Origin of the sequence: Thalassotalea sp. Y01 (assembly GCF_012932945.1) — a bacterium.
GTDB lineage: Bacteria > Pseudomonadota > Gammaproteobacteria > Enterobacterales > Alteromonadaceae > Thalassotalea_A.
Genome location: NZ_JABBXG010000001.1, coordinates 139,908 through 154,294 on the forward strand (window position 1 = coordinate 139,908; position 14,387 = coordinate 154,294).

Sequence of the window (14,387 nt, forward strand, 5' to 3'; positions counted from 1 at the left end):
AACATCTTGCAAACCTTTAATTAACCTTAAAAACACTTGCGCAAACCCAATGTAAAACAGTGAACTAACGATGTTTGTTAAAAAGTGTTAAACCCATTCACAATCCATCAACAAATCAATGAAAAACCATATAAAACAGAATCTTAACTAAAGAAAACTTATTAACTAACGCCGCAACAAATCAGTACTTATGTACAATAAAAATACGTAACGAATATTTTTCAACCATAGCTTTAGTGAGGTCATTAACAAATGAGAAAGGTAATTGCAGGGCTTTAATCTAGGCGCAAACAAAAGAAAACCCCGACAAACCAAATTATCAGGGTTTTAAGTTAGTCATTAAGACAGTTTAAAACTGTGTTACATGCTCCAGAGCAAAGCTTAATTAAAAGTAAATGGTTCCAGTACGTACACTTCATCTTGGTAAGTGCCACTACCACCAGGCTCTTTCAATATACATTCAAGACCAGAATTATTACCAACACAGATAGCGTTTGGACCACTTACCGCCCATTCAATATTTTCCATTAAAGGAGTTGTTGGTGCATAAGCGTCACCTACCATGTCTTCAAAACAGCTTAGCGCACCAGCACTCAACAGAGCGCAGTATTCACGGCCGATGCCGTCAATAAGATCGATTACAGTATCATTGAATACTGGTACATTGACTCTATCAATCCACTCAATGATGACCACCTGTTGTAGCTCTTCATTCCATTCTTCAACCGCATCCTGTCCCCAACAGTCAACGCTACCGTTTCCTAAAGAACAAACAGAATCGTTATGAACAATTAGACTTTCTGTAGCCGCTTGCAAGCTCGGCACTTCATGCAGTTTTTGCTCTTCCTGTCCCCAACATGTAGTGGCATTTTCATCGACAGCACACACCAGTGTATTGTTGGAATATAGTTGCGTTACTGTACCTAATTGAGGCACATCTAACACATCGTATAAATCATCGCCCCAACATTTCACCGCGCCAGCATCCACTGCACAACTGAATTGGTCACCAGAGACTAGTTGAGTAACATCGCTAAAAGTAGGAACAGTATCTGCCACCGTCATACCCTCGTCACCAAAACATTTCACTTGTTGGTCTGCCTGCGCAACGCAGTAATGAGTTAGACCTACAGCGAGGATTTCAGGGTTTGTTACTTCAGGGTTAGCTTCAAATTCACCACCATCACAATGAACACTGTTGTTATAAAGTGCACAGTTGCCATAGCTCACTTGAGCGATAATACCGCCAGCTTGCACAACGGCATCCATTGGCAATTCAACATCGTCACCATTTACATCGAAGGTAAGGATTTCAAGTTCACCAGCAATCTCATACTTACTACAACCAATTTGATTGGTATCTTCAATACCGACACAAATATCATAGTTACTTGGCATAACGTTAGGCAAAGGCGCATAGGTATAATCAAGTTTTGCACGATGATAGACAGATATTGGATGCTTACTAAACTCAACTCCTTGTTCTGTCTTCTTATATTTTATTGCGACACCCTCTTCTGCAGTTCCACTGACAACAATCAGATTTGATTTGCCCAAGTAATCAGAAATTTCAATGACGCCATCACCGACACTTTTCCAATTGAACTGGACATTGCCACTTTGTTTATAGAACTTACCTTTAAGGTTAGACATCAGCTCAATATAATAATCGCTGTAGGCGTAAAAGCCCGCGGTCTGCTCAACTTCGATTGGTAGTGAATGAATGGCAATACCAGTGTCAATCAAACTGATATATTGGGCATCGGTTAGCTCTGTGCCGTGTACTTCCACAGCCAATAAAGATGGTATAGAAAGTAATGGGTTAATATCGGTAACTGACGTATCGTTAATAACCAATTTTTGTAATTTGCTCAGAGCAGCTAACAAATTTGTATCAGTAAAATTTGAACCGCTTACTTCAATTTGCAACAAGCCACTTAGTTGGCTAATTGCCGCCCAGTCAGTTACATCGCTACCTGGCAGATTTAAATATTGCAGGTTAGATAGCAAAGTTATGTCTTGCAGATTTGTGATGGTTGCATTTTCACAGGTGAAAGAGTTTACTTTATAGGCATAATCGTTTTGAGAATTAGCTAAACAACTTTCTATCGCAGAATCGGTAAAGGTCAATTCCGAGATTTTTTTATCATAAACACTTTCATTTGGATCAACATCATTTAACAGGCCATCACCATCAATGTCATCATCGCTGTTATCACCGGTACCATCACCGTCGGTATCGAGCCACTCTGAAGGATCAGACGGGAACGCATCTGAATTGTCACCATAGCCATCGCTATCGCTATCAAGCCACTCGTCAGAATCTGACGGAAAGGCATCACTATTGTCACCATAACCATCGCTATCACTGTCTATCCATTCGTTAACATCGTCAGGAAAGGCATCTTCATTATTTTCGATACCATCACCATCGCGATCGTTGTCGGCATTATCACCAATAAAATCCATATCCATATCTGACCACTCAGTTGGGTCAGTTGGAAATGCGTCAAGTTCATTGTTTACGCCGTCGCCATCAATATCATTATCCAGGCTATTAACAATACCGTCATTGTCTAAATCGTGGCTATCACTTAGCTCATATTGCCATTGCGTCACGAGTTGTTCAGCTCGAGCAGCAAGTCGAGTTTTTTCATCCGCACTAATTGGCGCAGTGGCACTTAAAAAGTCTCCAAACATTCCAGCGGAATTAATGCCATAGATGTTCGATAACTCATTTTTTTCAACCGCAACGGCATCTCTAAAGGTCTGAAAACTTATACTTCCTGAATGCAACTGGTTAAGCTCTGATTGCAACTGTGTCGTCAGAATGCTTGTGTACGGTGAGATAACATGGGTAATGGCTTTATCATAATTTAAGGCCGTAAATGGTATGGTTGATAAGGTTACCGGCATGGCTGCGAAGTCATCATTATCACGGCTGATATCGTCAGCCTCAGCACCTAAATAAGCACGTAATGGGGCCATGCTTAACATGGCTCTATCGTCACCATGGATATGCAATTCATATATGCCTGAGGCATCGGAAATGGCAAACGGTTCGGTTTCATCTTGCTCGCCATTTAAATTACTATCAAGATAAACAACAGCGCCAGAAACATATCCATCAACAACAGGTCCGGAGACCACATAGGTATCGTCGACCATAATCGTAAAGGCCTCAAGCGCATCACTATCGGTACCATCGGACACTGTTATAACAATATTTTCATACGTCCCGGCATCATCTAACCCAGGCGTGCCCGAAATCTCTCCAGTGGCAGTGTTAAGCGATAACCATGCAGGTAAGTTTGTCGCGGAAAAAGTCAAAGTATCGGTGCTATCGGCATCCGTCGCACTTACCTGCGTAGAATATGATTGCAATTCACTAACTGATAATTGCGGCGCGCCTGAAATTACAGGGGCATTATTCTGTGCTGGTGGTGGCTGTTTCTTATCGTCGTCAGAACTTGAACCACCGCCACCTCCGCCACATGCGGATAATGAAACAGCAAGAGCCACTGTTGATAAGCGCGTGAGAAGCTTTTTATGAACCTTACTCATAATTTCCCCTGAATATATTTAACTTGTATTTGTTTTTATTGGTGCTTTGCAGCAACGGCATTAAGCGCCAGACTATCAAGCTAATCTAAAGAAAGGGGGGGCAGATTAATGTTAATAAATGTTAAACATGCGGCTACGCAGCAGAAGGAACGCCACGTTTATAGATTCTGAAGATTGGTATTGTATCGAAGTTAAAATATCAGGTGCATCAGTGCCAAGGACAAAACACCGGCAATAATATCATCAAGCATAATACCTAAGCCGCCATGTACTTTTTTATCGGCGATAGAAATAGGCCAAGGTTTGAGGATGTCAAAGATACGGAAAATAATAAAACCAACCAACAGAGTCTGCCAATTGAGTGGAATCGCGATCATGGTAATCGTATAACCGGCAACCTCATCCCAGACAATGGCGCCATGGTCATGTACTTGTGCGTCTGCAGACGCTTTACCACAAATCCAGATGCCAACCAATGACATAATAATGGCCGCGGCGATATAAACCGGTAAGGCAAACTGAGCAAGAATAAAAATAAAAGGCAGAGCCGCTAAGGTGCCAAAGGTGCCTGGTGCTTTTGGCGCCAATCCAGTACCAAACCCCAATGCTAAGAAGTGCACGGGGTTGCTTAAATTAAAAAGCTGACTGGCATTTTTATTGCTCATGATGTTACAACGCCATTAACTAAAGTGCTGAAAACCATTGTTCGGTACCGCAAAGTTTTCACCATCTAACAACAGGTTTATCTGTTGTGATGGATTCAGTTGGCCTAAGCAGCGATAGTCAACATTCGCATGCGCCATAGCAGTTTCAACACCAACTTTATTGGTCGCAGGCACGGTGAATATCAATTGGTAATCATCACCACTGGTTAATGCCATGGTAATCGCCTGCTTTTTGCTTAAGTTGCTTAGCATCACATCAGATAATGGCACATTGGCCAAATCGATATCGATACCTAAATTAGACGCTTTGCAAAGGTGTTCTAGATCGGCAAGCAAGCCATCTGAAACATCAATCGCTGCGGTAGCGAATTCACGGATCATTTGTGCGACTAGCACTTGCGGACGAGGAAAGTCTAACTTCTCTTTGACTTTAGCAAAGTCTTGTTCTGACAATTCCACCAAACCATTGATAGCAGCTAACGCTAAGCCTGCATCGCCGATGGTATTGGTGACAAACACATAATCGCCATTTTTTGCGCCACTGCGACACAACGCTGTATTTCTAGCAACGGTGCCTTGAGCGGTAATGGTAATGCTTAATGGTCCTTGGGTGGTATCACCACCAATAAGCTGGACATTATAGTATTCTGTTAGCTCGAACATACCTTGGGTAAATTCGGCAAGCCATTTTTCATCTACTTCAGGTAAGGTAATCGCAACTGAAATCCAGCTTGGTACGGCGCCCATAGCGGCCAAATCACTAAGATTAACCGCAACGGCTTTGTGGCCAATCGCTCTTGCACTGGTATCCAAAGGGAAATGCACACCAGCAACTAAGGTATCCGTGGTAACGGCAATTAAGCTATCACCACTGGCTTCTATAAGCGCACAGTCATCACCGATGCCCATTGCCACATCTTTGCGATTGACAGGCTGCGCCGTGAAGAACTGTTTTATCAGTTCAAACTCTTTCATAGAAAAGTAGAAACCTTACTCGTTTGGACGGAATGCCGTGACGACTTTATCTAACACACCATTGACAAATTTATGACTGTCATCAGCGGCAAAAGATTTAGCCAGCTCGATAGCCTCATTGATCACCACACGATATGGTACGTCTTTGCAATCACGAAGTTCGTATATGCCAACACGTAAAATGGCTTTTTCTACCTGATCAACTTCATCCAACGGACGGTCAACATGCGGTCGAATTGCATCATCAAGTTCACTGACGTTTGCAGCAACGCCACGCACCAACTTGGAGAAAAAGTCGATTTCAAAGCGACGTTTTGTGTTATCGGCAATAAAGTTTGATTCAATTTCGCCGATATCGTTACCAGTTAATTGCCACGAATAGATCGCTTGTACGGCAATTTCACGTGCTTTTCTTCTAGGAGATGGTTTAGCCAACGGGGTCACCTATAATTGTTCTAAAACATTTACCATTTCAAGTGCACTTAGGGCAGCTTCTGCGCCTTTGTTACCTGCTTTGGTACCTGAACGTTCAATTGCTTGCTCAATGCTATCAACGGTAATCACACCGAATGCCACCGGAATATCAAACTCCATTGCCACTTGTGCTAAGCCTTTATTACATTCGCCAGCAACAAAATCAAAGTGTGGTGTGCCACCGCGAATAACCGCACCAATAGCGATAACGGCGTCATACTCACCTTTTTGTGCCAACTTCTTAGCGGCAACTGGTAACTCATATGCACCAGGAACGCGAACCACTGTGATGTCACTATCGGCAACGTTACCGTGACGCTTTAGCGCATCAACAGCACCTTCTAACAAACTTTCAACAACAAAGCTGTTAAAGCGAGAAACAACAATGGCAAATTTCTTGCCTGTGGCTACAAAAGTTCCTTCAATTACGTTCATTTTTATTAACCTGTTACGAAAATTGGCGCAATTGTAGCAAAACACAATAGATTTAGGTACTTAAAAATGGCCTAAAAATTGATTTATTACATTTGCTATACAGATGGCACCGATTAGTCTGTATTGTATATTTTTGCTGGTATTTAGGTTTGCCTGTTACCTAGCCTTTGCTACAATACCGCCTACGTTAGTTTAGTCGAATCATTATGAAATTCTATTTTTCCAGTAATCAATTTGAGCAATTACAAGACTTTAATTTTGCCGAAAAACAGCAAATTATTGAGCTCGCCAATAACAAAATGCCAGCACCTGCTAAGGTCACCTTGAACATTTTAAAACTGTTGATTTTGATCCCACCGTTTTTATTATTAGCGCGGGTCGATTCATGGATGTTTGTGCTACCTTTGCTATTGGTATTGGTGTGCTACTTTGTTATTTTACGACCGGTCTCGTTAATGTTTCTGGGCAAATATATTGATGAGGCTGTGGCGCAATTTAAGCGCCGCCAGCAATTACAAGACGATTAATTCTTAGCGGGTTCTGTTTTCGTATTCACTTGCCATTGGCTTGTTCGAAAACGGCTAATTAGAAATGACTAGTTAGAAAATCACCATAGCCAGTTTGAAACTAAAGTGAATAACTCAACTGAATAACTAAAAAAAGAGCGCATGTTATCAACAGTGCGCTCTTTTTTTATTTCTATTTATGGGCTAATTTATGGCTTGAGTTAGAGCTCTTCTAACAAGTCATCCAACTCTTCTTCTTGTTCTTCATCCACTTCAATCGGTGGATTACCATCATATAATCGGTAACGTATATTCTGAAAGTAAGCGTTTTTCACAAACTCATAAGGGTCTAACGACTCTTCTAACAAAGTCTCTTGTTCGGCAAGCTTACTGCGCGCATCTAGGGCGATGATCAAGCGCCTTGCCACGTTTGGCCAAAAATCGATTATCGCCAACGGCCAATAATAGCCATCAACCAAATCACCTACTTCGTCTCGTACAGAGCTTGGTCCAAGCACAGGCAACATTAGATAAGGGCCATCACCAACACCATAATAACCAAGCACTTCACCAAACTCTTCTTCTTCGCGCATCAAGCCAGCGTGTTTGGCTAAGTCAAACCAACCAAACAAGCCAACCGTGGTGTTTAGCACAAAACGGCCAGTAGCAACCCCGGCACGTTGAAATTTACCCTGCAACACATTGTTTATCGCGGTAAATGGTTCATTTAAATTTAACGCCACATTAAGTACACCGGTTCTCACAGGAGACGGTACATATTCGGCGTAGGCTTCGGATACGGGTTTGAATACGTATTTGTCTGCGTATTCCCAGTTAAAGGTCCATATCGGACGGTTAATGGATTCCAGCGGATCTCGCGGATCGCTGTCTTCGGAAGTGGTCGAACACCCGGTCATAAAGATGCTAAGCACAACGAGCATGATGCTTAGTGATGTAAACTTCATTTGTTTTTATTCCTACCTGGATACGCCTTAGGCTTTATCTATTTTATCTTTTACGCGTGATGCCTGATTTGTGATGACATCTTACAATGTTAATACACTGTTAACTCTATGCAGGTAACTCTATACCACTTTCACGCATTTTGGCTAGTTTATATCGCAATGTGCGAGCACTAATGCCCAATCGTTCGGCGACCTCTTTGCGCGATCCATCGCATGCTTTTAGGGCATCAAGGATTATTTGAAACTCTTGTTGTTTCAATTCGGCGCCAAGATTGTCTTCATTGCTGGCCACATCATCCGTCGCATCTGAGCTTGCAATGATGTCGTGTTCGTCAATCAATAGGTCTTGCGCGCAGATTTCTGCCGATGATTTTAATATCAAGGCTCGTTGAATAACGTTATCCAGTTCACGAACGTTACCAGGCCAACTGTAGCTCAACAGTTTTTGTCGAGCACCAGCATCAACACTAACGGTTTCGCCAGCACAATACTTACGGACAATGGCTTCGGTCAATGGGATGATGTCGCCCTTTCGCTGGCTTAACGGTAGCCAAGTCAAAGGAAAAACATTTAAGCGATAATATAAATCTTCTCGAAAACGCCCTTGCGCGACAACTTGTTTTAACTGGCGATTGGATGTTGCCAATACACGGACATCGAGATTAATGATCTTTCGTGAACCTAAGCGCTCGACTTCGCGCTCTTGAATAACGCGCAAAATTTTCGCTTGTAGGCCAAGGTCCATTTCGGTGATTTCATCCAATAAGATGGTGCCACCTTGTGCTTGTTCAAATTTGCCAGGACACGCATTTAGTGCGCCGGTAAACGCACCTTTTTCATAACCAAATAACGTTGCTTCCAACATATTCTCAGGAATAGCCGCACAGTTTATCGCTATAAACGGTTGCTCTTTTCGCGGTGAATTATCATGTATATAACGTGAAAGCACTTCTTTACCTGAGCCACTTGGACCGAGGATCATAACGGAAGCATCTGTTTGTGCGACTTTTTCAGCGAGCTGCAATAATTTTTGGCTGCTGATGTCTTCGGCGATCGGACGATTAACCTCTACATTTTCCAACGGCATATATTGGTCAATCATATTTAAAAGAACTTGTGGTGCAAATGGTTTGGCGATGTAATTACACGCGCCATCTTTCATCGCTTGCACGGCATCATCAATGGTTGCGTACGCGGTCATTATCAAAACAGGTAACTGCGGCCAATTTGCTTTGATGTTTTTTAACAGGGTCAGGCCACTCATCGCGCCCATTTGCACATCGGTAACCACCATATCCACTTTACGTTGATTGAGGATCACCAATGCTTGCTCAGCACTGTCCGCTTCTATGCATTGATATTCAGATAATGACATGGTGTCAACGACGGCTTCGCGCAAACCTGGATCGTCTTCCACAACCAGAACCAGCTTACTGGTCATATGTGCCCCTTGTTATTGTTTTTATGTTGTCAATAATGTCGGTACATTCGGGGCGACGGTTAGCCTTAATCAGCTAGGATTGGATCAGTCTTTGTTTGTCATAAACAAAGGAATTGAAATGCAAAATTCCGCGCCTTCGCCCAAGGTACTTGTTAATGTTACATCACCATGATGGGCTTTTGCTACCGATTTTACAACCGCAAGCCCTAAACCTGTGCCTTGTACTTTCGATGTATAAAACGGTTCGAAGATTTTTTCTGCATCTTCTTCATTGACGCCCTTGCCATTATCCTTGACGCTGATCTGTACCACGTTATCGCTACTTTTTACCACTACATCGATAACAGCATTAGAATCAATAACTTGCAATGCATTATGAATTAGGTTTTGAATCGCTCCAGCAAGCGCACTTTGGTTACCTATGATTTGAATAGGTGTATTGACCTGATAATCAAAGTTCAGCTGTGCAGACGCTTCACTGACCTGTGCCTCGACACCCGCTAATGACTCATCAAGTAAATCAGCCACATCGAGAACCGCGACCACTTGTTTGCCACCACTTTTGGCGTACAACAACATGTCATTTACTTGTTGCTCGAGATCTTGCAAACGTGAGGTCAATTTTTCTTGAAATCTTTGACGCTTTTCATTATCAAGGTTTTGGCTACCAAGATTAGAGCAATACAACATCGCGGCAGACAACGGAGTGCGCACTTGATGAGCTAAGGTAGACACCATTCGACCCAGCGCTGATAAGCGTTGCATTTGACTGAGTTTATCTTGTAGAAGGCGGGTCTCAGTCAAGTCGGTTATTAAAATAAGTTGCCCGGCTTGTGAACCAAACGAGGAGATGTCGAGTTTAACCCTGCGACCATCTTTTAAGGACACTTCGTGGCCATCATCAGCGCGTGGCTTAAATGCTTGTTGAATGACATCAATCCAGGCGCGCTTTAATAAATGTTCACCAAGCAATTCAAATGCTACATCATTGGCTTTAACAACAATACCATCACCATCAATGATAACCACACCAGCAGGCATAACATCAAATAACTGATTAAGTTGATTTGACTGTAAGCGCAGCAAATCCAATTCACCTGGATAGGCTTCGCTTAGTAGCTTTCCTTGTCCAGCTTGATCTGCTTTGTCCACTGTCGACGCAAAATCATTGTCGTCATCAGTAAAGCTCATAGTAATACCTCTGTTTTGCCATATTTAGTTGTTATTATTGATTTGAGCCTTAATATCACCATGGTGTTAACGCTCTGTTTTTTCTGGCATCTGTGCCATCATAGGATAAATCAGCTTTACCCTCAAATATTCTAAAAGTTACCATCTTGTTTAACAATTTGGGATACCTCGCTCAACATCAAGGTATCATCATTCTCTAAGTACAAGCGCAAGTCTTGGTGCGCCTTATCAACGCTGACGCGAATAACCTTATTATTGGTGAAGGGTATCAACTCTATAACCTTGCCATCGCATAAGCAGGAAACAATAAAACGGTAATCACCTTCTGCGGCGAGATCACCCGTTCGCGTGGAGCCATCCCACGAAAATGCCAACTGGCCTGGCCCACAATCACCTAATGGCAATAGCTTAACGATTTCACCCTGCTCATTCTCGACATAAACCAAGATATGCACACAATCTCGCTCAAGCTCAAGGAAGGCTTCTGCGTGTTGATTGTCTTCCAGGTAAATACGGCCATTTTGCACTAATACATTGCGACCAATCAGACTACTGGCCTGCAACGCCATATTCGAGGTGTTTAATTCTGACTTACCGAGTAATTTGTCATGATATTCATCAATACTTAAACTGATGGAACTGGCCAATAATTGGGAAAACTCTTCGTCAGCTTTGAGGTTGGTTTCGAGATCGGAATCGATGGGCTCAGGAATAATATGCGCAAAAAACTCATGCAACTGCACTGTCGCTTGTTTGGTGACCAAATTTTGTAGAGATGAGTCTGAAATCACTTGCGAGCTTCCTGCTTGCTGGTCAGTTTTTTTATCTTGCACCAATATTTCCAAAATCCTGCCTGATCAAAATGGCATTACCATTAAAGTCATTTTGTGCAGGTGCTAATACGCTATTATTGTTTTTTGTGTATCAGAGTGAATTAAACGTTAACCCTCAAGTTAACCTATAAGGTTTTGTTGTTCGCATTGTCTACTTTTCTAATTGATTATTTACTTATAAATCACTTATTAAGCAATACCTATGGCTGCAAATATCAATTCACTCTAACTATTTATTCAAAAATTGTGCCAAAAAGCAAATAATTAGACTTGATGCATGTTGATCGATATCTGTCGATAAAACGATCAGATGACAACACTTTGGGCGTATCGCAGCCTGTAAAGGATCATTTATCGAATGACAATGGATAGATTGCCTGACATAGGCGGCAAAGCGAACGGCAAGCTGTTGCCACCTAGCTCAATATTGCCGTTTACATTTGTGGAATAATCGGATAATTTGCTACACATAAGGCAATAGACACTGGTGTGCAAAACGAGTTTAGTCCCTGTAGCTCAGCTGGATAGAGCAAGCGCCTCCTAAGCGCTAGGTCGGACGTTCGAATCGTCTCAGGGACGCCACATATTAAATTTTTTCAGGACAAATAAAAAACCTCGCAAAAGCGAGGTTTAAGAAAATTAACAATAATTATTTTTTATTATTGTTCAGATATAATTTCGTTAACTTCCGTGTCATGAGATGCGTTCGAGCTGGAAAATCCCGCTGAAACACCCAAAATTAAAACCGCTATAAAAACAGTACTTAATTTCACTTCCCTCATAGACGATCTGTTCATGACGCAGGCCCTGAAAGAGTTGTTATTATTTTAAAAACAAGACCACTTTATACACTTTAAAGAAGTAAGACAAGAGGCTTTTTTAACTATTTTTTTGTACAATTCTGCAAGCAAAAAACTGAAAGTCGACCATAAAACTTTCATGACGCCATAACCTTTTGTTTTGCGGTTGTTTTTCACAAAATTACAGACCGATTACAGTATATTACAAAAAACAACCTCTTCAGCGGGTAAAAAATGGCTTCACAGGCCGTTATTTTGATTGCTCGATGCTTAAAAAACACAACAAAATAAAAGTTTTCACACCAACTTTCACTTATTATTTTGATTATTTGTTATTCCTAAATGATTGATCGCCCTTCAGTTACAGGCAAAAACAGAGAAAATATAGTGTGAACAAAGATTTGAACGAGTAAAACTAATTGCAAAAAGCTTACATTTATCATTGATCGAGAATGCTTTGTAAGCGAAAATACGCGCTGTTTTTAATCAGAGCCTAATAACAACGGAGCAAAAATGCCGTCACGTCAACAACAAGCCAACGCCATTCGCGCGTTAAGTATGGATGCAGTGCAAAAAGCTAAATCAGGTCACCCAGGCGCGCCTATGGGTATGGCTGATATCGCTCAAGTATTGTGGTGTGATCACCTCAAGCACAACCCAACAAACCCAAACTGGGCCGATCGAGATCGATTTGTGTTGTCAAACGGTCACGGTTCCATGTTGATTTATTCGCTTCTGCATCTTACCGGCTATGATGTGAGCATTGAGGATTTACAAAGTTTCCGTCAATTACACTCAAAAACGCCAGGTCATCCTGAGTATGGTTACACGGCAGGTGTCGAAACGACGACAGGACCACTAGGTCAAGGTATCACCAACGCAGTTGGTTTTGCTATTGCTGAAAAAACCTTAGCAGCACAATTTAATCGACCTGGTTTTGATGTTGTTGATCATCATACCTGGGTATTTTTAGGTGACGGCTGTTTGATGGAAGGTATTTCTCATGAAGCCTGTTCATTAGCCGGCACATTAGGCCTCGGCAAATTAATCGCTTTTTGGGATGACAATGGCATTTCAATTGATGGCCATGTTGAAGGTTGGTTTTCTGATGATACGCCTGCGCGTTTTGAAGCCTACGGCTGGCACGTGGTTCGTAATGTAGATGGCCACGATCCTGAACAAATTGAAGCGGCGATCCAAGCTGCTAAACAAGAAACAGGCAAACCGACCCTTATTTGCAGCAAAACCGTTATTGGTTATGGTTCACCAAATAAAAGTGGCAGCCACGATTGTCACGGTGCCCCACTTGGCGAAGACGAAATTCAAGCGGCACGTGAATTCTTAGGCTGGCAGCACGCCCCATTTATGGTTCCTGACGATATCAAATCTGCATGGGATGCATCGTCACAAGGCGCGGATAACGAAGCGACTTGGAATCAGCTATTTGCGAGCTACCAACAAGCTCATCCAGAACTGGCAAAAGAGTTTGCGCGCCGCACAAAAGGTGAACTACCTGAAAATTGGCAGCGACATACCCAAGACTACATAGCAACCTTGCAGGCAAATCCAGATAATGTTGCGACCCGTAAAGCAAGTCAAAATTGTCTTGAAGCATACGGTCCTGTATTACCAGAATTTATTGGTGGTTCAGCAGATTTAGCCGGTTCAAACCTGACATTGTGGTCAGGCTCTAAAGGTATTAGTGCTGAAGACCCATCGGGCAACTACCTATTTTACGGTGTACGTGAATTTGGTATGTCAGCCATTATGAACGGTATTTCTTTGCACGGTGGATTTGTACCTTACGGTGCGACCTTCTTAATGTTCATGGAATATGCTCGCAATGCAGTACGTATGGCGGCACTGATGAAACAACGTAATATCTTTGTCTATACCCATGACTCTATTGGTTTAGGGGAAGACGGCCCGACCCACCAACCAGTTGAGCAGCTTGCGTCATTGCGCGTGACACCGAATCTATACAACTGGCGTCCATGTGATGCGGTTGAATCGGCGGTTGCTTGGAAGCGCGCGATCGAACGCACTGAAGGTCCAACAACCTTGACCTTCACTCGTCAAGGCCTGCAGCAGCAACAGCGTGATGCCGAGCAATTGGCAAATATCGAGCGCGGTGGCTATATTCTTAAGGATTGTGGCGAAAAGCCGGATCTAATCTTTATCGCAACCGGTTCTGAAGTTGAACTTGCAATGGCAGCCAGCGAACAATTAACAAGTTACAACGTGCGCGTTGTGTCAATGCCTTGTACTGACGCATTCGATGAACAAAGCGCCGAATATCGTGAGTCGGTATTGCCAAGTGATGTAACCGCACGAGTTGCTGTTGAAGCCGGAATCGCTGATTACTGGTACAAGTATGTTGGCTTTGATGGCCGCATCATCGGCATGACAACTTTTGGTGAGTCAGCGCCTGCTAACGAGCTTTTTGAAATGTTCGGTTTTACCGTTGAAAACGTAGTAAATACCGCTCGCGAATTACTGGACTAACGGATACCGGCCGGGCTCTCACCCGGCCGATTA

The 14,387-nt window shown here is 42.6% G+C and carries 11 protein-coding genes and 1 tRNA gene; 3 read left to right on the top strand and 9 right to left on the bottom strand.

The genetic code is table 11. The features are described from left to right. Positions 1 to 381 precede the first annotated feature (381 nt). The 5 genes from HII16_RS00470 to ribE all read right to left on the bottom strand — a co-directional run bounded on the left by HII16_RS00470 (position 382) and on the right by ribE (position 6,113). The gene (locus tag HII16_RS00470; RefSeq protein WP_169126479.1) at positions 382 to 3,564 is read right to left on the bottom strand and encodes a putative Ig domain-containing protein; all 3,183 of its coding nucleotides are present in this window, start codon (positions 3,562 to 3,564) and stop codon (positions 382 to 384) included. Positions 3,565 to 3,755: 191 nt separating this feature from the next. Beyond that, on the bottom strand, positions 3,756 to 4,229 hold the full coding sequence (locus HII16_RS00475) for a phosphatidylglycerophosphatase A (protein ID WP_169126482.1): 474 nt from the start codon (positions 4,227 to 4,229) through the stop codon (positions 3,756 to 3,758). A gap of 15 nt (positions 4,230 to 4,244) precedes the next feature. Beyond that, complete coding sequence (thiL, locus tag HII16_RS00480; protein ID WP_169126484.1) at positions 4,245 to 5,204, bottom strand: thiamine-phosphate kinase; 960 nt, start codon at positions 5,202 to 5,204, stop codon at positions 4,245 to 4,247. Between the two features lie 15 nt (positions 5,205 to 5,219). Then, positions 5,220 to 5,639 carry a transcription antitermination factor NusB gene (gene nusB / locus HII16_RS00485; RefSeq protein ID WP_169126486.1) on the bottom strand — a complete coding sequence of 140 codons (420 nt, stop codon included), beginning with the start codon at positions 5,637 to 5,639 and terminating at the stop codon, positions 5,220 to 5,222. 9 nt (positions 5,640 to 5,648) lie between these two features. Next, on the bottom strand, positions 5,649 to 6,113 hold the full coding sequence (gene ribE, locus HII16_RS00490; protein WP_135437646.1) for a 6,7-dimethyl-8-ribityllumazine synthase: 465 nt from the start codon (positions 6,111 to 6,113) through the stop codon (positions 5,649 to 5,651). Between the two features lie 206 nt (positions 6,114 to 6,319). Here ribE and HII16_RS00495 point away from each other — a divergent pair, with 206 nt between their 5' ends. Next, a complete protein-coding gene (locus tag HII16_RS00495; protein WP_135437647.1) occupies positions 6,320 to 6,640 on the top strand; it encodes a DUF6170 family protein in 321 nt (106 codons plus the stop codon). Between the two features lie 200 nt (positions 6,641 to 6,840). Here HII16_RS00495 and HII16_RS00500 read toward each other — a convergent pair whose 3' ends face one another. The 4 genes from HII16_RS00500 to HII16_RS17100 all read right to left on the bottom strand — a co-directional run bounded on the left by HII16_RS00500 (position 6,841) and on the right by HII16_RS17100 (position 11,049). Beyond that, on the bottom strand, positions 6,841 to 7,584 hold the full coding sequence (locus HII16_RS00500) for a VacJ family lipoprotein (RefSeq protein WP_135437648.1): 744 nt from the start codon (positions 7,582 to 7,584) through the stop codon (positions 6,841 to 6,843). A 106-nt stretch (positions 7,585 to 7,690) separates the two neighbouring features. Then, positions 7,691 to 9,025, bottom strand: a complete 1,335-nt coding sequence (locus HII16_RS00505) for a sigma-54 dependent transcriptional regulator (RefSeq protein ID WP_169126488.1) — start codon at positions 9,023 to 9,025, stop codon at positions 7,691 to 7,693. 84 nt (positions 9,026 to 9,109) lie between these two features. Beyond that, positions 9,110 to 10,216 carry a HAMP domain-containing sensor histidine kinase gene (locus tag HII16_RS00510; protein ID WP_169126490.1) on the bottom strand — a complete coding sequence of 369 codons (1,107 nt, stop codon included), beginning with the start codon at positions 10,214 to 10,216 and terminating at the stop codon, positions 9,110 to 9,112. Positions 10,217 to 10,347: 131 nt separating this feature from the next. Continuing rightward, positions 10,348 to 11,049 (bottom strand): FlgD immunoglobulin-like domain containing protein, encoded by a 702-nt coding sequence (locus HII16_RS17100; RefSeq protein ID WP_169126492.1) that lies wholly within the window; start codon positions 11,047 to 11,049, stop codon positions 10,348 to 10,350. Between the two features lie 505 nt (positions 11,050 to 11,554). Here HII16_RS17100 and HII16_RS00520 point away from each other — a divergent pair. Next, positions 11,555 to 11,631 (top strand) — tRNA-Arg (locus tag HII16_RS00520). 731 nt (positions 11,632 to 12,362) lie between these two features. Beyond that, the gene (gene tkt, locus HII16_RS00525) at positions 12,363 to 14,354 is read left to right on the top strand and encodes a transketolase (protein ID WP_169126495.1); all 1,992 of its coding nucleotides are present in this window, start codon (positions 12,363 to 12,365) and stop codon (positions 14,352 to 14,354) included. Positions 14,355 to 14,387: the final 33 nt, after the last annotated feature.